This window comes from Sphingomonas sp. P4_G2 (assembly GCF_056401155.1).
On record NZ_JBFUJY010000002.1, the window covers coordinates 597919 to 623599 of the forward strand.

The following is a 25681-nucleotide window of genomic DNA, read 5'->3' on the forward strand; positions in this document are numbered from 1 at the left end:
ACGGGAGTAGCGGGCGGCGCCGCGATCGGGCAATAAACGTTCATGGCAGATGCCGCATCATCCCCCGTCAAATCGGCGACACGCACGCTCGACATCATCGAATATGTCGTGGCGCGCGATCGCCCCGTCGTCGCCCAAGAGATTGCGGCGGCCCTGGTCATCCCGGTCAGCAGCCTGTCCTATCTGCTCAACACGCTGATCGATCGCGGTTATCTGGCGCGCGCCGGCCGCCGCTACACCGCCGGCCCCGGCCTCGCCCGGCTACAGGCACGCGCGCACGGCTTTTCGCTGGCCGAGCGGGTCGCGCCATTGGTCCGCTCGTTGCGCGTCCAGCTCAACGAAACCGCATCCTTCTTTGTCCGCGTCGGCTGGGAAGTGGAGGCGCTGGTCACCGAAACCAGCGAGCATGCGCTGCGCTATGCCGTCCAGATGGGCACGCGCACCCCGCTCCACGGCTTCGCGGCGGGCAAGGCCATCCTGGCCGCTCTGCCTCAGGCCGAATTCGAAACCTATCTGGACGAGTCGGAGCGGCGAGCCTTCTCGCCGGCTACGATCACTGATGCCGATGCCTTGCGCGCCGAGATCGCCGCGATCCGTCAGTCAGGCATTGCTCGGACGCGCGAGGAGCATACGCCGGGCATCCAGGGGATCGGTTGCGCCGTATCGGTCGACGGCGAATTGCTCGGCGCGTTCAGCGTCGCCATCCCCTCGGTCCGGTTCGACGCCGAGATCGAACGCCATGCCGCCGAGTTGCTCAAGCGAACGGTGGCTCTATTCGAAGCCGCCTGACCGCATTTCCAGCGACACGAAAGCATCGCCGGAAATGCGGGGACGGAGTCCGTCAGGTCAGCTGGTGGGTGCGCCAGCTCTCGGCATAGCTGTCGCGCGCGACCTCGGAATAGGGGACCGGCGCCACAACCGCCTTGATCTCGGTCTGAACATGGCGCTCGACCGTCGGCTTGCGCGTGCCGCCATCGGGCTCACCCCATAACAACGTGACTTCGGTGCCGGGTACGGCGTGATCGGCCTCGATCATCGCCAGCGTCAGCATCCGCCCTTCATTGGCGCTATAGCTGATCCAGGTCGAAATACCGACCTGCTTTCCGTCCTTCAGCACCTGGTCATAGGGGTGCATCGAATAGACGGCCGATGGGAATTCCATATATTTGGCGCGATCTCCTCGCGTGAATTGCGAACTGATGACGCGCATCAGATCCTCATTGTCGAGCGCCAGCGTCACCTTCTTGCGATGCGGCAGGCCCGCCATCCGTTCCAGCGCATCGCGGCCAATGAAATCGTGGTCGAACTTGACGAACGGGCCGTAGCCGAGGTCCCAGGGTGTCAGATAATAGCCCTCGATCGAATCGGGCACGAAGCTGCCGCCGATCGACGCCTTGCCTTCATAGCTATTGGCCGACAGCCATTCGCGGAAACCGCGCGTCCCTTCACCGGTATAGGTCGCCGGCAAGGGTGACGGGATCCAGCCCGATTCGATCGTGTTCGACGAATAGGTGCGCCCGCCGACCAGCGCCAAACCGAATTCCTTGCCGGCGTCGATCAGCGCGTTGCGCACGACGTCGTAATCGCCCCATGGCCCGAATAGTTCATAGCCGGGCTGTCCCGCCATGCCGTGGCGCAGCGCGCGCACTTCCTTTCCAGCAATCGCGAGCCGCGTCATGTGAAAGAATTTGAGGTCGGGCGGTGTCGTGCCCATCGCCTTTTCCAGCGTTTTCATGGCGTTCGGCCCTTGAAGCTGGAACCGGTAGGAACGACGATTTTCCGGATCGGGACGGACCGCAGTGCGCTCGTCGCGCGACACCGTGACGTTCCAGTCGCCGGTCGCGGCGTGATATTCGATCCATTCGATCGTCGGCGCACGGCCGACCAGGTTGAACTTGTTCTCGTCGAGATAGAACAGGATGACGTCGCCGATGACATAGCCGTCGGGCGTCACCGGCACGAATTGCTTGGCGCGGTCGGGCACGAACCCCTTGAAGCTGTTGACGCCGAGATGGTTGAGCATCGCGAACGCATCGGGTCCCTCGACCGCCAGGTCGACCATGTGGAACGACTGGTTGAACAGCACGCAGGTCTTCGCCCAGGCTTGCTGTTCGCTGCGCCAGTTCGAATATTCGGCCGGCACGCCTGGATAGACATTGGGTCCGCTTTGCTGGTTGCGCAGCAATTCGACGATATCGCCGCTGGCATCCAGCAGCTGTTGCAGGGTCTGTTCGGTCATCTCAGGCTCCTTCAGGACAATATGATTGGGATGATAGGGCGGGCTGTTCCAGCCAGTCCGCGATCGCGGCGTTGAGCGAGTCGGGACGTTCGGCGGGCAGCATGTGCCCTGCCCCCTCGATCACGGCCAAGCGCGCGTCCGGAATAAGCGCGGCGATCGCCTCGTGCTGGACGGGCGGGCTCCAGCGATCCTCGCTGCCGACCGCGACTAGCGTCGGGCAGGTAATCGCCGGTAACAGGCTTTCGACTTCCGGCCGTGACAGCAAGGCGGCAATCTGCGCCTCGAAACGCGCCAGGCCGGCCTCGACGCACATCGCGTGGAGCTTTTGGTAGAGATCGTCGCGCGGTCGCGACGGCGCGATCATCGGCGGGAGCCAGGCATCGACCAGCGCCGCCATGCCACGCTGCCGCCCCAGATCGCGCAAGGCATAGCGCTTAGCCGCCTCGCCTTCCCCCGGCAGATGGACGCCGGTGCTGAGCAATGCCAGCCGATCGACTCGATCGCCTGCCGCTCGCACGATTTCCAGCGCGACGCGCGCACCCATCGAATGGCCGAGCAGCGCGAAGCGTGCGGGAGCAGCATCCAGCACGCGCCGCGCCATATCCCCCAGCGTGGCGGCATCGCCATAATCGGGCACCGGCCACGCTTGGGTGAAGGCCCCCGCCTGCGCCGCGAAGACGCGCGAATCGCACATCAGTCCCGGCAGCATCACGAGCGGGAGAGGTTCGACGGCAGGCTCAGATAAATTCACAGACATGAAGTTTTCATCTATACGAAATATCAAAGTCGCGATAGAGGCTATCGACACGCGGCGGTCGAAACCGCGCAAGAGCGAGAGGGCCCATGGGAATTCCTGTCCTGCACCCCGCCTGGACGCGGCCAGCCAATGGCATGACCGACGGCTATTCGCTCGAAATGACGGCCAAGGATCGCCCCGCTTTGTACGAGGTGGCCAATGCCATCGCGCCCGAAACGCCTGTCGCGATAACGTTCCTGCCCAACGAAACGATGGACGCCCGGATCGACGCCGCGATCGGCCTGCGCGCGCTCGGCTTCGAGCCGATGCCGCACCTCTCGGCGCGTCGCATCACGTCGCACGACGAATTGGCCCAGATGGTGGCGCGGACCACCGCCGAGGCCGGTGTGCGTCGCGTCTTCCTGGTCGCCGGCGATCCGCCCGTCCCTGCCGGGCCATTTGCGGACACGATGTCATTGCTCGAGACCGGGCTGTTCGAACGTCACGGGATCCAGGCGATCGGCATCGCCGGCCATCCCGAAGGGCATCCGGCAATGAACGAGGCCGAACGCTGGGACGCGTTGGCGACCAAGCACGCGGCGATCACCGAACGCGGCATGGCCACGCTGATCGTCACCCAATTCGCCTTCGACGCCGCGCCGATCCTTACCTGGCTGGCGGAACTTCGCGCGCGCGGCATCGACTGCCCGGTCCGCATCGGCGTGCCGGGCCCGGCCGGGATCAAGACCTTGCTGCGTTACGCGGCGCATTGCGGCGTCGGGGCGTCGACGACGGTGATGGCCAAATATGGCGTCTCGCTCACGCGCTTGCTCGGGTCGGCCGGGCCCGACCGGCTGGTCGCCGATTTCGAGCGCGGACTAACGCCGGCGCATGGCGCGGTCCGGCTGCATTTCTACCCGTTTGGCGGGCTCGCCCGAACGGTCGAGTGGATCAACACTTATCGGGCCGCGTCGCATTGACCGGCGTCACTCTTGCGGAGTTTGACGTGAATCCAACCTTCGTCCTGCGCTTGTCCTGCGACGATCGACCAGGCTTGGTCGCCAAGGTCGCGACCGTGCTCGCCGATCATGGCGCGAACATCACTGACGCCCAGCAATTCGACGACCCCGCCACCGGGCGCTTCTTCATGCGCGTCGTCTTCATCGTGACGGGCGGCGGCAGCATTGACGATGTGCGCACCGCTTTCTCTCCAGTGGGAACGGCGATCGGCGCGGATTGGACGATCCACGATGCCGCCGAGCTCAAGCGCGTGCTGCTGATGGTGTCGAAGTTCGACCATTGCCTGGGCGATCTGCTCTACCGCCGGCGCATCGGCGAATTGCCGATGGATGTCGTGGCGATCGTTTCCAATCATCCCAAGACCGCACTCCACACCACGATGATCGGTGACATCCCGTTCCACCATCTGCCGGTGACCAAGGACAACAAGCACGAGCAGGAAGCGGCGCTGAAGCGGATCGTCGACGAAACCGGCGCCGAGCTGGTCGTGCTGGCGCGCTATATGCAGATCCTGTCGGACGATCTCAGCCGGTTCCTGTCAGGCCGCTGCATCAACATCCATCACAGCTTCCTGCCCGGGTTCAAGGGCGCCAAGCCCTATCACCAGGCGCATGAGCGCGGCGTCAAGATGATCGGCGCCACCGCACATTACGTCACCGCCGATCTCGACGAAGGCCCGATCATCGCCCAGGACGTCGAGCCGATCAGTCACGCCGATACGCCCGACGACCTCGTCCGCAAGGGGCGCGACATCGAACGGCGCGTGCTGGCGGCGGCGGTTGCCTATCACCTCCAGGACCGGGTGTTGCTCAATGGCCACCGCACCGTCGTTTTTCGATAGCGCGCCGCGCGATGCCGCGATGCCGCGGCCGGTCCGCGATCGCTATGCGCTCGCCACCTATGTCCGCGTCGAGGACCTCCCGATTTCCGCGCGCATCGGGATCAATCCGGACGAACGTGACCGGCGACAGCCCTTGCTCGTCTCCGTCGACCTCCAACTCGTGGACAGAGGGCCGGTCGCCTCGCTTGGCCAGTCGGTCGATTATCGCCGGATCGCCGCCGAAGCCGAGGATCTGGGGTCGGATCATATCGAGCTGATCGAGACCTACGCTCTCCTGCTCGGCGAACGCTGCCTCGAACTGGGGCCGGTGGAGCGCGTCGAGATCATCGTCGCGAAACCCGAGGCCCTGCCCCGCGGCACCGCCTCGGTACGGATAGCGTTGACGCGGCGGGAGCGGCACGATGGGCAATGACCCCGCGGCTTCCGGCAGTCATGGCGAGGCCGCGCGCCGGCAATATCGGTTGCGGCGCTTTTCCTTCCGGTCCGGGATCAATCCCGACGCGCAGCGTATCCTGGCGGACCTCGCGCGCCAGCTGACGCTGCAGGTCGACGGCATCGAAAGCTGCGACCTGGCGTTCGACCGCGCATCCAATCAGTGGATCGAATATACCATCCGGACCGACCGCTGCCCGGTCGGCGAGGAAATATCGCCCGACGCCGCCAGGGCGCTGCTGGCACGGCTTCGCGCGGCGGAACTTGGCGAGGATTATCTGGCGCCCTGCCCGTCGGGCAGCACAGCGACTGAGATCGAGCGAGTGCCGGGGGCTAGATCGGATGAAAAACGCGATCGGTTCGGCGTCGGGTGAAGACAGGCATTTCCGTTCGGAAAATTGTATGTAAGACACACGGACGAATCCGACTGTAAGCCGGCGGGAATGGGCCATCGAACGGCCGAGCGTCGGAATGCGGAAGCGTTCGACAACGATAAGTATGGCGCAGGGAGAGAGCGGCGATGCGCAACATCGATTATTTCGACAAGCAGGCGCGACTGCATCCCGATCGCATCGTGCTGGTTGCCGGCGACGAAAGCTACACTTATGCCGAAATGGCCAAGCTGTCGCAGCGGCTGGCCGGCGCGCTGATCGCGGACGGCCTGGAGCGCCAGGAAGCCGTCGCGGTAATGTCGCCCAATCACGGCTCGGTGCTGATCGCGATGCTCGGGCTGTGGCGCGCGGATGCCGCCTGGATTCCGGTCAACACGCGCAACGCGCTCGACGCCAATATCCAATATCTCAACTATGTCCGCGCCAGCTGGCTATTCTATCATTCGAGCTATGCCGCCGACGCGCACGCCGTCGCACAGCAAGTGCCGACGATCCGGCGTCTGATCTGCCTCGACGCCGAGGAAGGCGGCAATGCCTCGCTTGACAATTATATGCTGCCGGAGGGTTCGCCCCCGGTGCCCGATGGCGGCGACCCGACCGGCAATGGTGAGGATCTGGCCGCCATCATCGCGACGGGCGGAACCACCGGCCCGGCCAAGGGCGTGCGCGTGCTCAACCGCAGTTGGGGCACGATGTTGGAAACGATCGCCCATCTCATGCCGGCCGAGACTCCGGTGTTCCTGGCGACCGCGCCGCTGACCCATGCCGCCGGCCCCTTCACCATGGCGGGAATCGCGATGGGCGCGACAGTGGTGGTCCTGTCCGGCTTCGACGCCGATACCGTGATGGCGGCGATCGGCGAGCATCGCGTGACCCATATGTTCCTGCCCCCCACCGCGCTCTATTCGATGCTGGCGCATCCGCGTGTCGGCGAATTCGATTATTCGAGCATGCGTTATTTCCTGCTCGCCGGATCGCCGGTTTCGCCGGACAAATTGCGCCAGGCAGTTGGCGTGTTCGGCCCCTGCATGTGCCAGAGTTATGGCCAGACCGAATGCCACCTCGTCGCCACCTGGCTGTCGCCTGAGGTCGTCGCGGCGGCTGCGCGCGGCGAGCATCCGGAACGGCTGGGCAGCTGCGGCACGGCGACGCTTTCGGTACGCGTCGAGTTGATGGACGATGACGGCAACATCCTGCCGACCGGCGAAGCGGGCGAGATCGTCGCGCGCGGCGGGATCGTCGGCGGCGGCTATTTCGAGCTGCCCGAGGCGAGCGCCGAAGCCTGGGAGCATGGCTGGCACCATACCGGCGACGTCGGCCGGCGCGACGAGCACGGTTTCTATTATATCGTCGACCGCAAGAAGGACATGATCGTCTCGGGCGGGTTCAACGTCTTCCCGGTCGAGGTCGAAGCCGCGATCATGGAACTGCCCGAGGTGATCGAGGCCGCGGTCATCGGCGTGCCCGACGAGAAATGGGGCGAAGCGGTGACGGCGTTGGTCGTTCTGTTGCCCGGACAATCGCTCGACGCCGAGGCGATCCGCGCGCATTGCAAGGCGCAATTGGGCAGCGTGAAGGCGCCCAAGACCGTGCTGTTCCGTAGCGAATTGCCGCGCACCCCGGTCGGCAAACCCGACAAAAAGGCGATGCGCGCCGAATTCTGGTCCGGGGCCGGTCGCAACGTCAATTGATCGGACGGAGGTGATCGCTAGGTTGAGAACCAAAATAAGTCGTTGCTCTTAAAGAGATTTACTTCCAAAACTCGTCGTCCCAGCGAAAGCTGGGATCTCAAGCGGCATCGCGTTACCGCCAGAGACCAACATCGGGTCGGATCGTCCCCCGGACGATCCTTGAGCATGCGGGGCATGCTCAACCCGATGTTCTTTCGTTGGGGTGACGGGAAGATTCCGCGGGGATGACGACGGGACTATGAGTCCCCAACCTAAGCCCTATCGCGCCAGGCGCTCGGCGTCTGTCCGAAACGGCGGCGGAAGCAGCGGCTGAAAAAGGCCGAATCGGAAAACCCGACATCGAACGCGATCTGCGTCACCGACCGCCCGTCGCGGCGGCGGAGCGCCTCCGCCGCGCGCTGCAGCCGCTGCTCCGCGATGAACCCGGTCGGCGTCGCGGCGACATGCCGCGCGAATGCCTTCTGCACCGCGCGCGCGCCAAGCCCGGTCATCTCGGCGATGCGCGCGGTGCCGAGTTCGGGATCGTGCAGATGCGACAGGGCGTAATCGATCGGATCGCGCGGCGCCTCGGCTTCTCTCGGCGAGCCGCTGAGACACGCCATCCGGGCAAGACCCGCGAGCACACCGTCCACGCCTTCTTCCAACCGGTCGAGCTTCGCGCGTTCGGCCCATAGTCCCTCGAGCATCCTGCCGAACAGCGCAACGTGCGGGTCGTGCCCGTCCAGCATATGCGCGTGCCAGTCGCGCGCTGCCGCTTCGGCGCCGAGCATGGGCGCCGGGACATGGACGATCAGGCAATCGTTGGTATCGGAAATGTCGATCGTGTAGGGCGTGGCTTCGTCAGCGATGACGATATCCCCTCCCCCCGCGATCGCGACGCGGCCCGCCTGGGTCATCATCAGCCTGCCGCGGCGCTGAAAGTGGAAAACCAAGTTGCGGTCGTCGCGCACGTCGCGCGTGCGCTCGACGCGGGCCCGGTCGCTGCGCGCATGTGCGACCGCCATCTTACCGATCGACCAGCGCGCCAGATCGGCACGGATTCCGGCAGGCACATCGGCGACCATGCCGGGAAAGGTCTCGGCGACCAGCGAGCGCCAGAAGTCCTGCCGCCGTTCGTGCGGCACCATGCGGGTGGTGAACAGCTCGACCGTGCTCAACGGACTTGCCCTGGCGGCTCGGCGAGCAGCGAAAGGCCACTCTCGCTTTCCGGCGTCGCCCGCGTGTCGCGCTTTAACCCGTCGTACCAGCGATCCATCGCCCCTCCCGCTCACCGGTGTTACCGGACGAACCTATGCTCCGCCCGATCTGCGCCGGGCTGATGGCGATATTGTATCCCTATCATACTTTTTGCACAAGCGCGGGGCGCTATGGCGACTCGTCGAGTCGCGGGACCTTAGCCGTCGCCACGAGCTGCTTGCCGTGCCGCGCGATAGCCGTCGCGTCGCATCTTCTCGAAGGCGAGCCGCTGCTGGAACGCCGAATCCTCCGGATAATCGCGAAACGCGTCGAGGATATCGTCGAACACTTCGCGCAATTCGTCACGAAATTCCGGATGCGAGAAGATGTAGAAGCGGTTGGCGCGGACCGCCTCGATCACGCGCGCGGCGATGACATCGGGCTCCATCCCGGCCTGATGGATCTGCTCGAGCCGTCCGACGCTCGTCGGGTCGACCGCTTTCGCTCCCGCCTTCAACTCGTCCGGGCGCACCTCGTCGCTCGCGAAGATGTGACTCTTGACCAGGCCGGGGCAGAGCACCGAGACGCCGATGCCGTGCGGCGCCAGGCTGTAGCGCAACGATTCACTCATCCCGCGCACGGCGAATTTGGCGGTATTGTAGATGCCCGGCTGCGGCCCGCAGAGAAAGGCGGCCATCGAGGCGGTATTGACGATATGCCCGCCGCCGCCTCGCGCTTTCATCCGCGGAACGAAGGTCATCACGCCATTGACGACGCCGTGGAGATTGACGCCGAGCACCCAGTCCCAATCATCATAGGATGAATCGTCGATCGTCTGGAACAGGTTTACCCCGGCATTATTGAACACCAGACTGACGGGTCCCAGGTCCGCCTCGACCCGATCGGCCGCCGCGGCAAAGCCGTCGCGCGACGCGACGTCGAGCTGCACGCCGATCACGTCCTGATTGTCGAGGGTCGCCAGTGCCGCGTCGATCGCGTCCTGGCGGATATCGGCCAGCGCGACCTTGCACCCTTCGGCCAGCAAGGCGCGGACGAGCCCGAGTCCGATGCCGTTGGCACCGCCGGTGACGAACGCCGTGCGTCCAGCCAGATCCTGCAATTCGTCTCTCCCATGACCGGCGGAAATTTGTTTCCCACCGCACGCATTTTTGTCTCGCCTTTTGTATCCAACACGTACAATTTGCCAAGCGGAAACGATGGGCCCGTCAGCGGCTCACGTCACGGTGAGAGGAATGCCCATGGCGATCGGGATCGCGACGGCGGCGGACATGACGACCGGCGAACGGGAAGCGGAGGCTGCGCCGCATCCTTCGCGCATCTGGCCCTCGACACCGCGCGCTTATTGGGCGTTGGCGGTGATCGTGCTGGCGACCTTCCTGACTTTTTTCGATCAGGTCGTGTTCGGCATGCTGGCGCAGCGCATCAAGACCGATTTCGGCCTGAGCGATGCCCAACTCGGCTTTCTCGGCGGACCGGCCAGCATCATCTGCTATCTGTTCGTCGGCATTCCGCTGGCGCGGCTCGCCGATATCTATCCGCGCAAATACGTGCTGGCGGGCGGCGTGGCGGTGATCGGATCGATCATCGCACTCGGCGGCCTGGCGCAGAACTTCGCCCAGTTCGTCGGCTCGCGCGTCTTTCTCGCGGCTGGAGGATCGGCACACGCCCCGGCATCCTATTCGCTGCTGGCCGACGCCTTTCCGCCGCGCAAGCTGACTCGCGCCTTCGCCCTGCTCCAGTTCGGCTTCATCGGCGGCACGACGTTGGGCCCGATCGTCGGCGGGATGCTGATCGCGATGACCGCGCATTGGGCGCCGACCGAATTTGGCGGCCTCCGGATCTTCGCCTGGCAATGGATCATGATCTGGGTCGGCCTGCCCGGCCTGCTGGTTGCTTTGCTGTTCCTGACGGTGAAGGAACCGCCCCGCCTCGCGCCCGCGCCCGACGCGCCACAGCCGCCGCGCGACGCCTCGCTCGCCCGCCGCATGCTGACTTTTACCGGGCTCGACGCGATCCGCGCGATCCATGCCCGCCGCCGGGTCTATTATCCCCTGTTCGCCGGACTCGCGCTGAGCGCGATCGAGGTGTTCGGGCTTCAATTCTGGCGAGTCCCGTTCATGATCCGCACCTTCGGTTGGGACGAGCGCCAGATCGGCGCGGTGATGGGCGGGATGATCCTGATCGCCTCGCTGGCGGGACTGGTGCTCGGCGGCGTGCTGGTCGAGTGGCTGGCACGGCGTCACAAGGACGCCAACGTCCGCGCCGCGGCGATCCTGTTCGGCGGCGTGACGATCTGTTCGATCCTGTCGCCGCTGATGCCCAACGGCTATCTGTCGCTCGGCGTGATGAGCGTCGGCGCGATGTTCGGCATCGCCGGCGCGGTGCCCCAGAATGCCGCGATCCAGCGCGTCGCACCCAATGCGATGCGTGGCCAGGTCACCGCGATCTACCTGTTCATGTTCACCTTCTTCGGCGCGATGGGCAGCTTCGTCGTCGGGCTGGTGCAGGATTATGTGATCGGCGACGAAGCGCAGTTGTGGAAGACGCTGGTGCTGACCGCGTCGATCCTGCTGCCGATCGCCACTCTGTGCATGGTGCGCGCCATCAAACCCTATCGCGAGGAAGTCGAGCGGCTGGAAGCGGCGGGAAGTTGACTCGCTCGCGCGGGCGGCGCACATTGTACGCAAAGCATACAATTAGGAGAGATTGATGTCCGAGGCCGATCGCATCGCGAAGCTCGAAGATACCGTCGAGCAATTGTCTCGCCGCCTGCTGCAGCGCGAGGACGAGCTCGATATCCGCAAGCTCCAGCACCTCTATGGCTATCTCATCGACAAATGCCTCTACAACGAGACGGTCGACCTGTTCACCGACGATGGCGAAGTGCGCTTTTTCGGCGGCGTGTGGAAGGGCAAGGACGGTATCCGCCGGCTCTATGTCGAACGGTTCCAGAAGCGCTTCACCCACGGCAATAACGGGCCGATCGATGGCTTCCTGCTCGATCACCCGCAGCTCCAGGACATTATCGACGTCGAACCCGACGGCGAGATCGCCTATGGCCGCGCGCGCTCGATGATGCAGGCCGGCCGACACAAGGATTATGCCGATTCGAGCAACCCGATGATGGGCGCGCGCCAATGGTGGGAAGGCGGAATCTACGAGAACACCTATCAGAAGGTCGACGGAGTCTGGCGCATCAAGGTGCTGAATTACCTGCCGCAATGGCATGCCGATTTCGAGACCGGCTGGGCCAATACGCGGCCCGAATACGTCCCCTTCCCGACCCAGACCTTTCCCCAGGATCCGACCGGCCCCGACGAGCTGATCGCCGACAGCTGGCTATGGCCGACCCACAAATTGGTGCCCTTCCACATGAAGCATCCGGTGACCGGCAAGGAGATCGTCGCCGAGCGCTGGCAGGGGGACGTCGACCGCGAACAGGCCAGGACGGCGGAGCCCGCGGTCTAGTCTCGAGCAGCGCTCACCAACAACGCAGGACGCCGATGACCTATCCCGAACTCTGCATGGTGATCGACGGCGAGCGCGTTCGCGGCGGAGGGCGGCGAACGCATGACGTGGTCAATCCGGCGACCGGCGAAACGCTCGCCGCGTTGCCGCTGGCCGACCCCGCCGATCTCGACCGCGCGCTCGATGCTGCCGCGCGCGGTTTCCGGCGCTGGCGCAATTCGACCCCGCACGAACGCGCCGCCGTGCTGCAAGGTGCGGCGCGGTTGATGCTCGAACGCCAGGACGAGCTCGCCCGCGTCGCGGTGCTCGAGCAGGGCAAGACCCTGGCCGAGGCCAAGGTCGAGGTGCTGATGAACGTCGGCCTGTTCAATTTCTACGCCGGCGAGGTCTTCCGCCTCTATGGACGGACGCTGGTGCGTCCGACCGGCCAGCGATCGACCGTCAGTAAGGAACCGGTCGGGCCGGTCGCGGCGTTCGCGCCGTGGAACTTCCCGATCGGTAATCCCGGCCGCAAGCTGGGCGCGCCAATCGCGGCGGGATGCTCGGTGATCCTCAAGGCGGCTGAAGAAACCCCGGCCTCGGCGCTCGGCGTGCTGCAATGCCTGCTCGACGCCGGCCTGCCCGGCGAGGTGGCGCAGGCAGTGTTCGGCGTGCCCGATGAGGTGTCCCGGCACCTGCTTGCCTCTCCCATCATCCGCAAGCTGAGCTTCACCGGCTCGACCGTCGTCGGCAAGCATCTCGCCAAGCTGGCGGCGGACGACATGAAGCGCACGACGATGGAATTGGGCGGCCATGGTCCAGTGCTGGTATTCGACGACGTCGATGTCGATCAGGTGCTCGATACGATGGTCGCCGCCAAATATCGCAATGCCGGTCAGGTTTGCGTCTCTCCCACGCGCTTCATCGTTCAGGAGGATGTCTACGATCGGTTCCGTTCGGGCTTTGCCGAGCGCGCCGGACGGATCGCCGTCGGCGACGGGCTCGATCCGGCGAACCAGATGGGACCGATGGCCAATCCGCGGCGCACCGATGCGATGGAGCGGCTGATCGGCGACGCGACCGCACGCGGTGCCACCCTGCTGGCCGGCGGCGGGCGGATCGGCAATCGCGGCTTCTTCCATCAGCCGAGCGTGTTGTCGGACATCCCGCTCGACGCTGCGATCATGAACGAGGAGCCGTTCGGCCCGGTCGCGCTGATCAACCCATTCGCCAACGAGGAAGCGATGCTCGCCGAAGCCAACCGCCTGCCCTACGGGCTGGCGGCCTATGCCTGGACGGGCGATGCCGGACGCCAGCGGCGGATCGCGCGCGAGATCGAGAGCGGGATGGTCGGCATCAACACGACCATGATCGGCGGCGCCGATGCGCCGTTCGGCGGGGTCAAATGGTCCGGACATGGATCGGAAGACGGGCCGGAGGGCGTCGATGCGTGCCTGGTCACCAAAGCGGTCCACGAGGGGTAGAGGGAGACGGCTAATGCCGGGCGCAGCGGACATTCCAATTGCGGCGATCGATGCTGCGCTCAAGGAGCTGGCCGATATCCTCGGCCAGGACGGACTGATCGTCGATGAAGCCAAGGTCGCGGAATTCCGCGACCCTTTCGCGCCGCCGACGGGCCGATGGTACGAACCCGGCGCGGTGCTGATGCCGACCAGCGTCGAGCAGGTGCAGGAAGTGCTGCGCGTCGCCAACAGCTACAAGACGCCGCTCTGGGTCAACGGCCAGGGCCGCAACAACGGTTATGGCGGGCCGGCGCCGCGGGTGTCGGGGTCCTTCGTCATGTCGATGCGGCGGATGAACCGCGTCCTCGACGTCGACGAGGATTCCGCTTGGGCGCTGGTTGAATCCGGCGTCACTTTCTTCGACCTGCACGACCACCTCAAATCGACCGGGTCAAGGCTCTGGATGTCGGTGCCCGATCTCGGCTGGGGCAGCATTGTCGGCAACGCGCTGGAACATGGCGTGGGCTATACGCCGCTCGGCGATCACTTCGACGCCAAATGCGGGATGGAGGTGGTGCTCGCGAATGGCGAGTTGCTGCGCACCGGGCTCGGCGGGCTCGAGGCGCCCCGCGCCTGGCACGTCTATAAACATGGCTGCGGACCGACACTGGACGGCCTGTTCAGCCAATCCAATTTCGGCGTCGTCACGAAAATGGGAACGTGGCTGATGCCCGCTCCCGATTGCTATATGCCCGGCTGGCTGACCTTGAAGCAGGACAGCGACCTTGAGGTGATGCTCGAGCGGCTCCGCCCGCTGATGCTCGACGGCACGATCCCCAACCAGCCGATGATCATCAACGCGGTCTGCGCGGCCTCCGCTTTCTGGCAGCGCGATCACTGGTACACGGGCGACGGTCCGATCCCGGAGGACGTGATCGACAAGATCGCCGAGACCCCCGGTTTCGGCCGCTGGGTGATGCGCTTCGCGCTCTATGGCGACGAGAAGATCGTCGAGCGTCAGCGCGAGATCGTTCAGGATGCGCTGGGCACGATTCCCGGGGCAACAATCGACTTCACCAAATATGACGGGCACGCACTGCCTGAATTCGACAACCCGCATCACCGCGTGCAAGCCGGCGTCCCCAGCCTTGCCCTCGACCAGATGACACGCTGGTACGGCGGCGAACAGGGCGGCCATATCGGCTTTTCCTCGGCGACACCGATCACCGGGCGCGACGGCGGCGCGATCCGCGATCTGGTGCGCGAGCGCCTTTACGCGGCGGGGCTCGATTATAGCGGCGTCTATGTCGTCACCAAGCGCGCGCTGATCCATGTCGGGCTGGTCGTGTTCGACACCCAAAATGCGAAGCAAGCCGATGCCGCTTATGCCGCGTGCAAATTGATGGTCACCGACGCGGCGAAGATCGGCTATGGCGAATATCGCTCGCACCTCGATTTCATGGACTTGGTCGCCGACCAATACAGCTTTGGCGATCACGCCCAGCGCCGCTTCGCCGAAACGATCAAGGATTGTGTCGATCCGAACGGCATCCTGTCCCCCGGCAAGCAGGGCATCTGGCCCCGCGCCTATCGCGAGGCCCACCAATGACCCATGCGCTGAACACCGGCGGCGACCGCGGCTATCTTCGTATCGCGACCGAAGAGGCGTTTGCCACGCGCGAGCAGATCGACGCCTATCTGCGCATGGTGGGCGACGGCACCGCCGATAAGGGCATGACGTCGTTATGGGGCTTCTATGCGCGGTCGCCGTCGGAGCGCGCGATGCTGATCATCGAGCGGTTGCTCGATCTCGGCGAGCGCAGGATCGCCGACATGGACGCGACCGGGATCGATGTCGCGATCCTGTCGCTCACCTCGCCCGGGGTTCAGCCGCTGCTCGACACCGACGAGGCCAAGGCGATGGTGGCGCGCGCCAACGACTATCTCGCCGAACGCTGCGCCGCCTATCCGACGCGGTTCGTCGGCATGACCTCGATCGCGCCGCAGGATCCCGAATGGTCGGCAGCCGAGATCCGACGCGGCGCGGCCGAGCTGGGCTTCAGGGGCGTGATGGTCAACAGCCACACCCACGGCCATTATCTCGACGAGCCGCAATTCGACCCGATCTTCCGCGCGCTCGCCGATACCGGCCAGCCGCTCTACATCCATCCGCAGACGCTGCCCGACGCGATGATCGGCGGGATGATCGAGGCGGGGCTGGACGGCGCGATCTTCGGCTTCGGGGTGGAGACTGGCATGCATCTGCTCCGGCTGATCACCACGGGCATCTTCGATCGCTATCCCGACCTCCAGATCGCGGTCGGCCATGGCGGCGAAGCGATCCCTTATTGGCTCTATCGCATCGACTTCATGCACAAAGCGGGCGTCGCCTCGCAGCGTTACGAGCGGCTCAAACCGCTCAAAAAGGGCATGGTCGCCTGCCTGCGCGAGAATGTGCTGGCGACCACCAGCGGCCTCCCCTTCCCGCCCGCGATCAAGCTGATGCTCGACGTGATGGGAGAGGATCGCGTGATGTACGCGATGGACTATCCTTACGAATATGTCGCCGACGAGGTACGCGCGCACGACCTGCTCGACATTCCCGATACGACCAAGAAGAAGCTGATGCAGAGCAACGCCGAACGCGTGTTCGCGCTGTGAGCCAGGCCGCCACCCGGCCGCTTCCCGGCGCCTGGTACGCGTTGGCGCTGGTCGCCGCGACCCAGGCGATCAGCCTGCTCGATCGCAACATCCTCGCGATCCTGGCGCCGGCGATCAAGGCCGACCTGAAGATCGGCGATGCCGAGATGGGTCTGCTCTACGGCACGGTATTCGCGCTGTTCTACGCGCTGTTCTCGCTGCCGCTGGGGCGGCTGGCGGACGGCTGGGTCCGCACCCGGCTGTTGGCGATCGCCATCCTCTTCTGGTCGCTCGCGACCGGCACGGCTGCGTTCGCCGGCGGCTTTCTGCTGCTGATGCTGTCGCGGCTGGGCGTCGGCATCGGCGAGGCCGCATCACAGCCCGCCGGCACCAGCCTGCTCTACGATTATTTCCCGCGCCGGCGCCGCGGGACGGTGATGGCCATCCTGGCCGCTGCGGTCGCCATCGGACTTGGCGGGTCGCTGGTGATCGGCGGTGGCGCGGCCGATTGGTGGCATCGGTGTTATCCGGCCGGCGGCGCGCCGCTGGGGCTGGCCGGCTGGCAATTCGCCTTCCTGGTCGCGGCCTTGCCGGGGCTGCTGATCGCTCCCCTGATGTGGCGCGTGCGCGAGCCGGAGCGCGGCGCGGTAGACGGCATCGCGACGCCGCGCGACCCCCATCCGTTCGGCGCCAGCCTGGGCGTGCTCGGCGCGATCACGCCTGGCATCCACTGGGTCGCGCTGGCGCGGCGGCGCGCGACCGCGCGCGACTGGCTGGTCAATGCCGGCATCCTCGTCCTGATCGTTGCCGCCATGGTCGCCGCGATCCGTTGGGCCGAAGCCTTTTCGCCCCGGCCGCCGTTGATCCTCGGCGGCGTCGCGGTCAGCCCGCACGTGCTGCAATGGAGCGTGATCGGCTTCGGCATCTTCGTCATCGCCAATCTGCTCCAGGCGTTGCGCCGCAACGATCCGCCGGCCTTCGCGGCGATTGCGACGTCGCCCTCGGTGATCCTATGCATCGCGGTCGGCGCTTTGCAGGGCGTGGTCAATTATGGCGTAATGGGGTTCACCCCCTCGTTCCTGATGAAGACCTATCACTTATCGCCAGGCGCGACCGGGCTCCAGTTCGGGCTGCTAGCGGCGGCGCTCGGTGTGATCGGGCCACTGATCGCCGGACCGCTGTCGGACCGGCTGAGCGGTGGCCGGCCGCGCGAGCGGGTATGGGTCACGCTGTTCGCGCTCGGCGTATCGCCGCTAATCGCCTTCTGGGTCTATCGCGCGCCCTCGGCGGGCGCCTTCTACTTCCGCTTCACCTTTTACAGCCTGGTGCTGACGATGTGGATGCCGCCGCTTTATGCCGTGCTTTACGATCAGGTGCTGCCGCGGATGCGGGGGATCACTTCGAGCATCTATCTGTTCGCGATGACGATCATCGGCCTGGGCATCGGGCCCTATGCCGTCGGACTGGTAAGCGACGCCACGCACGGCGACCTCGCCACCGCGATCCTCTCGGTCAATTGGGTCGCGCCGCCGATCGTCATCATGCTGGTGATCCTCGCCCTGCGCGTCAATCGCGACCAGGCGTCATTGCTCGACCGAACGCGCGCGGCTGGGGAAAAGGTTTAGGTTGAGAACCCAAATAAGCCGTTGTTCTTAAGCGATCCATTTCCAAAGCTCGTCATCCCAGCGAAAGCTGGGATCTCAAGCGACATCGCGTCACCGCCAGAGACCCCAGCTTACGCTGGGGTGACGGCGGGATTCCGCGGGGATGACGATAGGAATATGAGTCCCCACCCAGGGGCCCCGCTTCTGCGGAAACCCTGGGACGGCTTTCGGCTTAGGCCGCCTCGGCCAGCCCGATCTCCTCGGCGGTCGCCCAATTGCCGTGCAGGCCGAAGCGCAGCCGGATCGGGATGCGCACTTCGGCGATCGGCCCCTTTTCGATGTCGAGCGCGTCGAACAGCAGCAGGTCCGAGCGATGTTCTTCGAGCCGGTTGCAGACCTGGACGATCCAGCCGTCGCCCTCCGCGGCATCGGGGCCGCGCGGGATGAAGCAGGGTTCCTGCAGCGACGAAACTGGGCCGCACCAATATTTCTGCTCGCGCCCGGTTTCGTGATCGACCAGCCCAAGCGTATTCATGATCATGCCCCCGGCGCTACCGCCCTTGAGCTCGACCGGCTTGGTCGGATCGATCACCAGCATCCAGCCATAGCGATAGGGTAATCCGGTGCGGCGTTCGTCGATGCGGGGAAATTCGCCCATCATCCCGGTCAGCCGCTCGAAGCTTTCGAACGTGTCGGAATTGGACGCCATATCGACCGTCCAGCGCGTCAGGAAGCTCGCCGCTTCCATCGGATTGAACGGCGCGCCGTGGATGTCGGGGAAGAACGGGAACATGTTGTTCTTCGCTTCCGGCGTGTCGAAATGGATCCTGGTCCCGTCCTGGAACGCGTTCATGACATGGCTGGCGAAGCAATTGTCGCGCTTGAACCAGCGTATGTCCTCCGCCGTCGCGTCCGCCCGCCGCGGCAATACGCCGAGATAGACCGGCAAGGTCGTGTCGAAGCCGAAATGCGGCAGGCCCTGTTCGAGCCGCTCCCAGTTCGAGGTCGAGGGCACCACGTGAAACAGCGCGTAATCGGGCGTGATCGCGAAATCGTGCATCATCGCGTAATAAGGCAGCTCGAACCACAATTCCTGCTTCAGCTCGCCATCGGGCGACACGACATAATAGGTCATGTCGCGAGTCAGCACGCCCTTGGCGGCATAGCCGAACGCGATCATGTCGCCGGTTAGGGGATCGACCTTGGGATGCGCGGTGAAGGTCTGCCCGGTCATCGCGCCGTTGAACCAGGTATAGCCCTCGGTCTCTAGCGTCGCCGGGTCCATCACCAGTGCTGGGCTGTCCTCCTTCAGCGCGTAGAGCTTGCCGCCATAGACGAAGGCATTGGTGTTGGCGGTGCCGCGGATCCGGCCCTTCACACTCTCATCGTCGGTCAGCGGGTTGCGATAGGCGCCGAACAAGCCACGACCGGCCTCATGCTCCAACTGCCATTTGTCGGTCTTGGCCCAACGCTGGCGGAAATCGACGCGGCCGCCATGGAAGCGGAACATCGTGATCATGCCGTCGCCGTTGAAGGCGATGTCGTCGCCCAGGCGCGGCGCGAATTGGGGATCGGGTTGGACGCGATAGAAGGCACCGTCGAGCTCGACCGGAACCGTGCCTTTCACGTCGAGGTCGGCGATATCCGCCTCGATCCGCGACGGCGTGTTGAAACCGGTGAACGACGGCGTGTCGGGGAAATGCGTCACGGCCGATCCTCTCTCTATTATCTGCGCGGCATTGTATGCAACGCAAACATTATTTTCAATCCGTGATGGTTGACCTGAACACCCCCGGGGGGCAGGCTGGCGCAATGCTGAGATCGTTTCCCGCCAAAAGCGCCCCCGCGTCCGACGATGGGGAGATCGGCGGTCTCGATCAGATCGTCGGGTTTCACATCCGCCTTGCCTATGGCGCGGTGTACCGCCATTTCAGCGAGACGTTCAACGACCTGGACCTGACCCAGAAACAGGTCTCAGTGCTATGGCTGATCGACGATCATCCGGGCATCGCCCAGGCGGATATCGGCCGGCGGCTACAGATGGACCGCGCGACGGTGATGGCGATCATCAACCGCCTGCAGAAACGCGGCTTCGTGGTGCGTGGCCCCTCTCCCGACGATCGCCGCCGCCAGACGCTGAAGCTGACCGATGCCGGCCATGACGGCCTGATCGCGGCGCGCGCGTGCATCCTGGAGCACGAGCAATGGCTCAAGAACCGGTTCACGCCGGGCGAGACGGCGATGCTGATCGAGTTGTTGCGACGGATACACGAGTAAGGGCACCGGGCCCGGAGTTTCGGGCTGGCAGCTTACTGGCCGCAGCCGGCTCCCTGATCGTCGGCGAAACTCGGCGTCATCGCGAAACAGGTCCAGACAGGATCGCCGTTCGGATCCACCGAGCGCACGACCCAGCTGTTACAATCCAATAAGGGTCGCATGGTATGCGAGCGCTGGTCGGCGGCGAGAGTGACCGCGGGCGGCGGGCCGGGATGCCATCGCGCCTTGAGGATTCGGGTACCGACAGTGTCCGTCCCGCCGGGAACGTCCATCGCGACGGTATATCCGCGCTCACGCCCCAGACCGAGCATCACGCGGATCGCGGCGATCACGAAGAAGCGGGCACCTACCGCGGCGGCAACCGGATTCCCCGGCAATCCGAAATACAGGCAGCCATTGGGCAGGGTGGCGAAGAGCACCGGCTTACCAGGACGCATCGCCACGCCGCGAAAGTGGATCGTCGCGCCTAGAGCCTGCAGCGCGGCGGGCACCTGGTCATAATCGCCGACCGATATCCCGCCCGTCGAGATGATCAGGTCCGGCGCGGCGGCCATGGCCTGTTTGATGCTCGTCACCATTGCCGCGGGATCGTCGCGTGCCGGCATGACGAGCTGCGGAGCAAGACCGGCCTGTTGCATCATCGCGGCGATCATCGGTCCGTTCGAATCGTGGACGAAATGGTCGCTCGTCCCGCTCGCCCGCCTCAATTCATCGCCGGTCGTCAGCACGACCACGCGCGGCAGCCGGATCGCGTCGATCTCGGGCACGCCATAACAGCATAGTGCGCCGATCACTTCAGGCGTAACCAACTGGCCGCGAGTGGCGACGACCTCGCCTTGCCGCGCGTCTTCGCCCCGGCGCCGGATATTCCGCCCGAGGCCGACGGGCTCTGTCAGCAGGACGGCCGTTCGCTCGCGCGAGACACGTTCCTTGGCGACCACAGCGTCGAATGGCAGGACGATCGGCGCCCCAGTGCTAATCGCGCAGGCGCCCGACGCCGAGACCAAAGTCGCCGCCGCACCGGCCCGGCTTTCCCCGACCAGATCCAGGCGAACCGGCCGCTCAGGCGATGCATTGGCGACATCGGCGGCCACGACCGCGAACCCGTCCATCGCCGAGCAATCGAACCGCGGATAATCGGCTTGCGCCACGACATCCGCGCCGATGATCCGACCGAGCGCCGCGCCAATCGCCACGGGTTCGACCGGCAGGCGCGGGGCGACGTCCTCGATACACGCGAGCGCTGCCGAAAAATCGATGCGATTCATGGCTCCGACATAGCACGCAGCGCCGCCAGGTCGTCGGGCCGATTGACGTTAGGGATAGGCGGCCAGCCATCGAGCGCCGCGGCGCCGATCTCCTCCGCCCAGGCTCTGACCGCCCGGTTCCCGCCGTGCTCGAGATAGTCGCTGAGCCTGTCGGCCAACGCGCAAGGCCATAATCCTATCACGGGCGTGTTGGCGACGAAGCTCGCCACGCCGCGCCCGGCGAGATCGCCGAGCAGCCCGGCGGGAAGCGACGGCGTGTCGCAGGGAAGCGTGAGGATGGCATCGAATTGGCGATCCCGCGCATGACGCAATGCGCCGCACAACCCGCCGAGCGGGCCGAGCCCAGGCGCCGGCCAGTCGGCTATCGAGACATAGGTCGGACTGTCGCGCCCGACCACGGCGATGTCCTCGGTAACCGGCCGCAACGCCCGGGCTGCATGGTCGAGCAAGGCGATCCCGGCGAGCGTCGCGAGCGCCTTGTCGCCGCCGAACCGGCGCGCCTGCCCGCCCGCAAGGACAACGCCGAGCAGTCGGGTCACGGTGCCTGCTCGAGCAGCGCGTCGCTGCGCGCGAGAACGACGAGCCTGAGCCCGGCATTGGCCGCGCGCGCCATGGCGAGATCGGTCGGCGCCGAAATCGTCACCAGCATCGGACATTGCGCGAGCACCGCTTTTTCGACCAGCTCATAGGAGCAGCGCGACGACAACAAGGCGAATCCGCCATCCCAGGTTCGGTCGGATCGCGCCATCGCGCCGATCAGCTTGTCGAAGGCATTGTGGCGGCCGACATCCTCGCGGACCTCGACGACGGCGCCGCTTGCGTCGCACAAGGCGGCGGCATGGACCGCGCCAGTCTGCTCGTTGAGTGGTTGGCGCGCGCGCAACCCGGCGAGTGCCGCGAATATCTGGTCGGGTGCGGCGCGCGAAACCGTTTCGACCCTGGGCAGCGGCCGGATCGCCTGGTCGAGATTTTCGATGCCGCAAAGTCCGCAGGACGATTCCGACACGCGATGCCGCGCCCGTTCGACCAGTGCCTCGGCGCGCGACGGCGCGAGCGACGCGCGGACCACGTCGCCGCTGGGCGTGGCATGCACGTCGATCGCCTCGATCTGACCGGCATGGTCGATCAACCGCTCGCTCAGGGCGAACCCGACGACAAAATCCTCGATGTCGAGCGGCGTCGCCATCATTACGGCATAGCCGATGCCGTTGAACTCGAGCGCCAGCGGCCGCTCGACCGCCACGGCCCGCTCGACCTCGTCGGCGCCGGTGCCGTCGGCGGCGTGGCGTTGAAAGCGTCTCGCGGAGACGCCGGCGATCCGGGAACGATCGGGCAATGTCCCGGTCAACCGGCCCGTTCCGCAGTCTCGCGGAGCAGCGCAACCGCGTCCCGTGCGGTATCGCTCAGATGCTCGCCGCCGCCATCGAGATAGGCGACGATCGCCTGGCGCATCCGGGGATCCCAGAATTGGCGGAGATGATCCCGGGTCGCCGCCACCGGGCGGCCGGGGCATTGGCTGCCGAGTTCGCGCGCGATCTGGTTGGCCATGTAGACGAGGTGGTCGATGGTCGACATCGCCCGCGCCTCACTCGGCCGGTTCGGGAAGGACGCGGCGCGAGCGCTCGGTTTGCGCTTGATAGGCCTGCTGCCAATCGCTCGGCCCATTCGATATCGCGACCTGAACCGCGGTGACCTTATATTCCGGGCAATTGGTCGCCCAGTCCGAATAGTCAGTGGTGATGACGTTGGCCTGGGTCGCGGGATGGTGGAAGGTCGTATAGACCACACCCGGCGCGACGCGTTCGGTGATCAAGGCGCGCAACGTCGTCTCTCCCGCCCGGCTGCGCAGACTGACCCAGTCGCCGTCGCGAATGCCACGATTCTCGGCATCGTGCGGATGGATTTCGAGCCGGTCCTCGGGATGCCAGGCAATATTCTCGGTCCGGCGCGTCTGGGCGCCGACATTGTACTGGCTCAGGATGCGGCCGGTCGTCAGCAGCAGCGGGAAACGCGGTCCGGTCTTCTCGTCGGTCGGGATATAATCGGTGACGACGAAATGCCCCTTGCCGCGCACGAATTGGTCAATGTGCATGGTCGGGGTACCTTCGGGCGCGGCCTCGGTCGCGGGCCATTGCATCGATCCCAGCCGGTCGAGCGCGTCATAGCTCACCGTGGCGAAGGTCGGCGTCAACGCGGCGACCTCATCCATAATCTCGGACGGATGACTATAGCTCCAATCGAGCCCGATCGCATTCGCCACGAGCTGGACGATTTCCCAATCGCCATAGCCGTTGAGCGGTTCCATCACCTTGCGCACGCGCTGGATTCGGCGTTCGGCATTGGTGAAGGTGCCGTCCTTTTCGAGAAAGGTCGATCCGGGCAGGAAGACGTGCGCGTAATTGGCGGTTTCGTTGAGGAACAGGTCCTGCACCACGACGCATTCCATCGCGGCGAGCCCTGCCGCCACGTGGTGCGTATTCGGGTCCGACTGCAGGATGTCCTCGCCCTGGATGAACAGCGCCTTGAACGTTCCGTCGGTCGCGGCATCAAGCATGTTGGGGATGCGCAGGCCCGGCTCGGCGTCGAGCGTGACACCCCAGGCTTGTTCGAACATTGCCCGTGTCGCGGGGTCGGAAACGTGGCGATAGCCCGAATATTCGTGCGGAAAACTGCCCATGTCGCAGGCGCCCTGGACATTGTTCTGGCCACGCAGCGGGTTCACCCCGACGCCTTCGCGGCCGATATTGCCGGTCGCCATCGCCAGATTGGCGATCGCCATCACGGTCGACGACCCCTGGCTGTGCTCGGTGACCCCCAGGCCATAATAGATCGCGCCGTTGCCGCCGGTCGCGAACAAGCGTGCGGCGGCGCGCAGGTCGGCGGCCGGCACGCCGGTCAGCGCCTCAGTCGCCTCGGGCGAGCGCTGGGGCTGCGCGACGAACGCCGCCCAATCCTCGAACTCGCTCCAGTCGCACCGCTCGCGGACAAAGGCCTCATCGGCGAGCCCCTCGGTCACGACCACATGCGCGATCGCGGTCAGCACCGCGACGTTGGTGCCGGGACGCAACGGCAAGTGATGCGTCGCAGCGACATGCGGCGTGCGGACGATGTCGGTACGCCGCGGGTCGATCACGATCAACTTCGCGCCCTCGCGCAACCGCTGCTTCATGCGGCTGGCGAACACCGGATGGCCGTCGGTCGGATTGGCGCCGATCACCATGATGACGTCGGCCTGCGCGACGCTGTCGAAATCCTGCGTTCCGGCCGATGTGCCGAACGTCGTCTTGAGGCCATAGCCGGTCGGAGAGTGGCAGACCCGCGCGCAGGTATCGACATTGTTGTTGCCGAACCCCTGGCGGATCAGCTTCTGGACCAGGAACGTCTCTTCATTGGTGCAGCGGCTCGAGGTGATGCCGCCAACGCTGTCCTTGCCATATTTGGCCTGGATGCGGCGGAATTCGCCGGCGGTATAGGCGATCGCCTCATCCCAGGACACCTCGCGCCACGGATGGTCGACCGACGCGCGGATCATCGGCTTCAAAATCCGGTCGCGGTGATTGGCATAGCCCCAGGCGAACCGCCCCTTGACGCAGCTATGCCCGCGATTGGCCTTGCCATCCTTCCACGGCACCATGCGGACCAGCTGCTCGCCGCGCATTTCCGCCCGGAAAGTGCACCCGACTCCGCAATAGGCGCAGGTCGTGATGACCGCCTTGTCGGGCGTTCCCTGGGCAATCACCGATTTTTCGATCAGCGCGGAGGTCGGACAGGCCTGGACGCAGGCGCCGCACGACACGCAGTCCGACTCCAGAAAGCTGTCGTTCTGGCTGGCAACGACCTTAGAGGCGAAGCCGCTGCCCTCGATCGTCAGCGCGAACGTCCCCTGAATCTCGTCGCAAGCGCGCACGCAGCGCGAGCAGACGATGCATTTGGCGGGATCGAAGGTGAAATACGGATTGCTCTCATCCTTCTCGGCAACGAGGTGGTTGCGCCCTTCATAGCCGTAGCGGACGTCGCGCAGGCCCACCGCGCCGGCCTGGTCCTGCAATTCGCAATCGCCATTGGCCGAGCAGGTCAGGCAATCGAGCGGATGGTCGGAGATGTAGAGCTCCATCACCCCGCGCCGCAACTTGGCCAGTCGATCGGTCTGTGTCCGCACCACCATGCCGTCCGCGACCGGCGTGGTGCAGGATGCGGGGTAACCGTTGCGGCCATCGATCTCGACCAGGCAGAGCCGGCACGAACCGAACGCCTCGAGCGTGTCAGTCGCGCACAATTTAGGGATATCGGTGCCCATCAGCGCCGCCGCGCGCATGATCGATGTCCCTTCGGGCACGGCCACGTCCTGTCCGTCGATCCTGAGCGTCACCATCGCGGGCGCCATCGCCGAAACCGCCTTGGTGCCGAGATCCTGCTCGCCGATCCATGCCATGG

Annotated in this window: 23 protein-coding genes; 13 read left to right on the plus strand and 10 right to left on the minus strand. The window is 65.4% G+C overall.

The genetic code is table 11. From position 1 onward, the window contains the following. Window positions 1-42 precede the first annotated feature (42 nt). Complete coding sequence (locus AC1DRD_RS08325) at window positions 43-789, plus strand: IclR family transcriptional regulator (protein WP_478041018.1); 747 nt, start codon at window positions 43-45, stop codon at window positions 787-789. Window positions 790-841: 52 nt separating this feature from the next. On the opposite strand, the gene desA is transcribed toward AC1DRD_RS08325, so the two are convergent. Next, on the minus strand, window positions 842-2239 hold the full coding sequence (desA, locus tag AC1DRD_RS08330; RefSeq protein WP_478030324.1) for a syringate O-demethylase: 1398 nt from the start codon (window positions 2237-2239) through the stop codon (window positions 842-844). Window position 2240: 1 nt separating this feature from the next. Then, the gene (locus AC1DRD_RS08335) at window positions 2241-2996 is read right to left on the minus strand and encodes an alpha/beta fold hydrolase (RefSeq protein WP_478041019.1); all 756 of its coding nucleotides are present in this window, start codon (window positions 2994-2996) and stop codon (window positions 2241-2243) included. A gap of 86 nt (window positions 2997-3082) precedes the next feature. On the opposite strand from AC1DRD_RS08335, the gene AC1DRD_RS08340 reads away from it, so the two are divergent. The 5 genes from AC1DRD_RS08340 to AC1DRD_RS08360 all read left to right on the plus strand — a co-directional run bounded on the left by AC1DRD_RS08340 (window position 3083) and on the right by AC1DRD_RS08360 (window position 7351). Next, the gene (locus tag AC1DRD_RS08340; protein WP_478041020.1) at window positions 3083-3955 is read left to right on the plus strand and encodes a methylenetetrahydrofolate reductase; all 873 of its coding nucleotides are present in this window, start codon (window positions 3083-3085) and stop codon (window positions 3953-3955) included. Window positions 3956-3981: 26 nt separating this feature from the next. Beyond that, on the plus strand, window positions 3982-4836 hold the full coding sequence (gene purU / locus AC1DRD_RS08345) for a formyltetrahydrofolate deformylase (RefSeq protein WP_478041021.1): 855 nt from the start codon (window positions 3982-3984) through the stop codon (window positions 4834-4836). After that, on the plus strand, window positions 4808-5248 hold the full coding sequence (locus AC1DRD_RS08350) for a dihydroneopterin aldolase (RefSeq protein WP_478030331.1): 441 nt from the start codon (window positions 4808-4810) through the stop codon (window positions 5246-5248). Before purU ends, AC1DRD_RS08350 begins: the two co-directional genes overlap by 29 nt. Beyond that, window positions 5238-5642, plus strand: coding sequence for a hypothetical protein (locus tag AC1DRD_RS08355; RefSeq protein ID WP_478041022.1), 405 nt, complete (start codon window positions 5238-5240; stop codon window positions 5640-5642). Before AC1DRD_RS08350 ends, AC1DRD_RS08355 begins: the two co-directional genes overlap by 11 nt. A 146-nt stretch (window positions 5643-5788) precedes the next feature. Then, window positions 5789-7351, plus strand: coding sequence for a class I adenylate-forming enzyme family protein (locus tag AC1DRD_RS08360; RefSeq protein ID WP_478041023.1), 1563 nt, complete (start codon window positions 5789-5791; stop codon window positions 7349-7351). 251 nt (window positions 7352-7602) lie between these two features. Here AC1DRD_RS08360 and AC1DRD_RS08365 read toward each other — a convergent pair whose 3' ends face one another. Next, entirely contained in the window at window positions 7603-8508 is a 906-nt protein-coding gene (locus AC1DRD_RS08365; RefSeq protein WP_478041024.1) for a helix-turn-helix domain-containing protein, read from the minus strand. A gap of 236 nt (window positions 8509-8744) precedes the next feature. After that, window positions 8745-9647: an SDR family NAD(P)-dependent oxidoreductase gene (locus AC1DRD_RS08370; RefSeq protein WP_478041025.1), complete on the minus strand. Its 903-nt coding sequence runs from the start codon at window positions 9645-9647 to the stop codon at window positions 8745-8747. A 139-nt stretch (window positions 9648-9786) separates the two neighbouring features. Between AC1DRD_RS08370 and AC1DRD_RS08375 the strand changes: the two genes are divergently transcribed. Genes AC1DRD_RS08375 through AC1DRD_RS08400 form a run of 6 tightly spaced genes read left to right on the plus strand, consistent with a single transcriptional unit; the run spans window position 9787 to window position 17723 of the window. Then, window positions 9787-11202 (plus strand): MFS transporter, encoded by a 1416-nt coding sequence (locus AC1DRD_RS08375; RefSeq protein WP_478030340.1) that lies wholly within the window; start codon window positions 9787-9789, stop codon window positions 11200-11202. Window positions 11203-11257: 55 nt separating this feature from the next. Then, on the plus strand, window positions 11258-12016 hold the full coding sequence (locus AC1DRD_RS08380) for a nuclear transport factor 2 family protein (protein ID WP_478041026.1): 759 nt from the start codon (window positions 11258-11260) through the stop codon (window positions 12014-12016). A gap of 35 nt (window positions 12017-12051) precedes the next feature. Then, the gene (locus AC1DRD_RS08385) at window positions 12052-13479 is read left to right on the plus strand and encodes an NAD-dependent succinate-semialdehyde dehydrogenase (protein WP_478041027.1); all 1428 of its coding nucleotides are present in this window, start codon (window positions 12052-12054) and stop codon (window positions 13477-13479) included. A gap of 13 nt (window positions 13480-13492) precedes the next feature. Then, window positions 13493-15067 (plus strand): FAD-binding oxidoreductase, encoded by a 1575-nt coding sequence (locus AC1DRD_RS08390; RefSeq protein WP_478041028.1) that lies wholly within the window; start codon window positions 13493-13495, stop codon window positions 15065-15067. Next, window positions 15064-16119, plus strand: a complete 1056-nt coding sequence (locus tag AC1DRD_RS08395; protein ID WP_478041029.1) for an amidohydrolase family protein — start codon at window positions 15064-15066, stop codon at window positions 16117-16119. Before AC1DRD_RS08390 ends, AC1DRD_RS08395 begins: the two co-directional genes overlap by 4 nt. Next, window positions 16116-17723: an MFS transporter gene (locus AC1DRD_RS08400; RefSeq protein ID WP_478041030.1), complete on the plus strand. Its 1608-nt coding sequence runs from the start codon at window positions 16116-16118 to the stop codon at window positions 17721-17723. Before AC1DRD_RS08395 ends, AC1DRD_RS08400 begins: the two co-directional genes overlap by 4 nt. A 211-nt stretch (window positions 17724-17934) precedes the next feature. Here AC1DRD_RS08400 and AC1DRD_RS08405 read toward each other — a convergent pair whose 3' ends face one another. After that, window positions 17935-19410 carry a carotenoid oxygenase family protein gene (locus AC1DRD_RS08405; RefSeq protein WP_478030350.1) on the minus strand — a complete coding sequence of 492 codons (1476 nt, stop codon included), beginning with the start codon at window positions 19408-19410 and terminating at the stop codon, window positions 17935-17937. A gap of 104 nt (window positions 19411-19514) precedes the next feature. Here AC1DRD_RS08405 and AC1DRD_RS08410 point away from each other — a divergent pair, with 104 nt between their 5' ends. Beyond that, window positions 19515-19979, plus strand: a complete 465-nt coding sequence (locus tag AC1DRD_RS08410; RefSeq protein WP_478041031.1) for a MarR family winged helix-turn-helix transcriptional regulator — start codon at window positions 19515-19517, stop codon at window positions 19977-19979. A 32-nt stretch (window positions 19980-20011) separates the two neighbouring features. Here the strand turns inward: AC1DRD_RS08410 and AC1DRD_RS08415 are convergent, their stop codons facing one another. The 5 genes from AC1DRD_RS08415 to fdhF are packed head-to-tail and all read right to left on the minus strand — an operon-like array spanning window position 20012 to window position 25679. Beyond that, on the minus strand, window positions 20012-21247 hold the full coding sequence (locus AC1DRD_RS08415) for a molybdopterin molybdotransferase MoeA (protein WP_478041032.1): 1236 nt from the start codon (window positions 21245-21247) through the stop codon (window positions 20012-20014). Next, entirely contained in the window at window positions 21244-21786 is a 543-nt protein-coding gene (mobA, locus tag AC1DRD_RS08420; protein ID WP_478041033.1) for a molybdenum cofactor guanylyltransferase, read from the minus strand. Before mobA ends, AC1DRD_RS08415 begins: the two co-directional genes overlap by 4 nt. Further along, on the minus strand, window positions 21783-22595 hold the full coding sequence (fdhD, locus tag AC1DRD_RS08425; protein WP_478041034.1) for a formate dehydrogenase accessory sulfurtransferase FdhD: 813 nt from the start codon (window positions 22593-22595) through the stop codon (window positions 21783-21785). The genes mobA and fdhD overlap by 4 nt, the downstream gene beginning before the upstream one ends. Beyond that, window positions 22592-22822, minus strand: a complete 231-nt coding sequence (locus tag AC1DRD_RS08430; RefSeq protein ID WP_478041035.1) for a formate dehydrogenase subunit delta — start codon at window positions 22820-22822, stop codon at window positions 22592-22594. The genes fdhD and AC1DRD_RS08430 overlap by 4 nt, the downstream gene beginning before the upstream one ends. Before the next feature lie 10 nt (window positions 22823-22832). Then, window positions 22833-25679: a formate dehydrogenase subunit alpha gene (gene fdhF, locus AC1DRD_RS08435; protein WP_478041036.1), complete on the minus strand. Its 2847-nt coding sequence runs from the start codon at window positions 25677-25679 to the stop codon at window positions 22833-22835. Window positions 25680-25681: the final 2 nt, after the last annotated feature.

What these genes read in the sequence shown, in the direction of transcription:
- AC1DRD_RS08325 (WP_478041018.1), top strand. Translation starts at nt 43, where the DNA reads ATGGCAGATGCCGCATCATCCCCCGTCAAATCGGCGACACGCACGCTC.
- desA (WP_478030324.1), bottom strand. Translation starts at nt 2,239, where the DNA reads ATGACCGAACAGACCCTGCAACAGCTGCTGGATGCCAGCGGCGATATC.
- AC1DRD_RS08335 (WP_478041019.1), bottom strand. Translation starts at nt 2,996, where the DNA reads ATGTCTGTGAATTTATCTGAGCCTGCCGTCGAACCTCTCCCGCTCGTG.
- AC1DRD_RS08340 (WP_478041020.1), top strand. Translation starts at nt 3,083, where the DNA reads ATGGGAATTCCTGTCCTGCACCCCGCCTGGACGCGGCCAGCCAATGGC.
- AC1DRD_RS08350 (WP_478030331.1), top strand. Translation starts at nt 4,808, where the DNA reads ATGGCCACCGCACCGTCGTTTTTCGATAGCGCGCCGCGCGATGCCGCG.
- AC1DRD_RS08355 (WP_478041022.1), top strand. Translation starts at nt 5,238, where the DNA reads ATGGGCAATGACCCCGCGGCTTCCGGCAGTCATGGCGAGGCCGCGCGC.
- AC1DRD_RS08360 (WP_478041023.1), top strand. Translation starts at nt 5,789, where the DNA reads ATGCGCAACATCGATTATTTCGACAAGCAGGCGCGACTGCATCCCGAT.
- AC1DRD_RS08375 (WP_478030340.1), top strand. Translation starts at nt 9,787, where the DNA reads ATGGCGATCGGGATCGCGACGGCGGCGGACATGACGACCGGCGAACGG.
- AC1DRD_RS08380 (WP_478041026.1), top strand. Translation starts at nt 11,258, where the DNA reads ATGTCCGAGGCCGATCGCATCGCGAAGCTCGAAGATACCGTCGAGCAA.
- AC1DRD_RS08385 (WP_478041027.1), top strand. Translation starts at nt 12,052, where the DNA reads ATGACCTATCCCGAACTCTGCATGGTGATCGACGGCGAGCGCGTTCGC.
- AC1DRD_RS08390 (WP_478041028.1), top strand. Translation starts at nt 13,493, where the DNA reads ATGCCGGGCGCAGCGGACATTCCAATTGCGGCGATCGATGCTGCGCTC.
- AC1DRD_RS08395 (WP_478041029.1), top strand. Translation starts at nt 15,064, where the DNA reads ATGACCCATGCGCTGAACACCGGCGGCGACCGCGGCTATCTTCGTATC.
- AC1DRD_RS08410 (WP_478041031.1), top strand. Translation starts at nt 19,515, where the DNA reads ATGCTGAGATCGTTTCCCGCCAAAAGCGCCCCCGCGTCCGACGATGGG.
- AC1DRD_RS08415 (WP_478041032.1), bottom strand. Translation starts at nt 21,247, where the DNA reads ATGAATCGCATCGATTTTTCGGCAGCGCTCGCGTGTATCGAGGACGTC.
- AC1DRD_RS08430 (WP_478041035.1), bottom strand. Translation starts at nt 22,822, where the DNA reads ATGTCGACCATCGACCACCTCGTCTACATGGCCAACCAGATCGCGCGC.
- fdhF (WP_478041036.1), bottom strand. Translation starts at nt 25,679, where the DNA reads ATGGCATGGATCGGCGAGCAGGATCTCGGCACCAAGGCGGTTTCGGCG.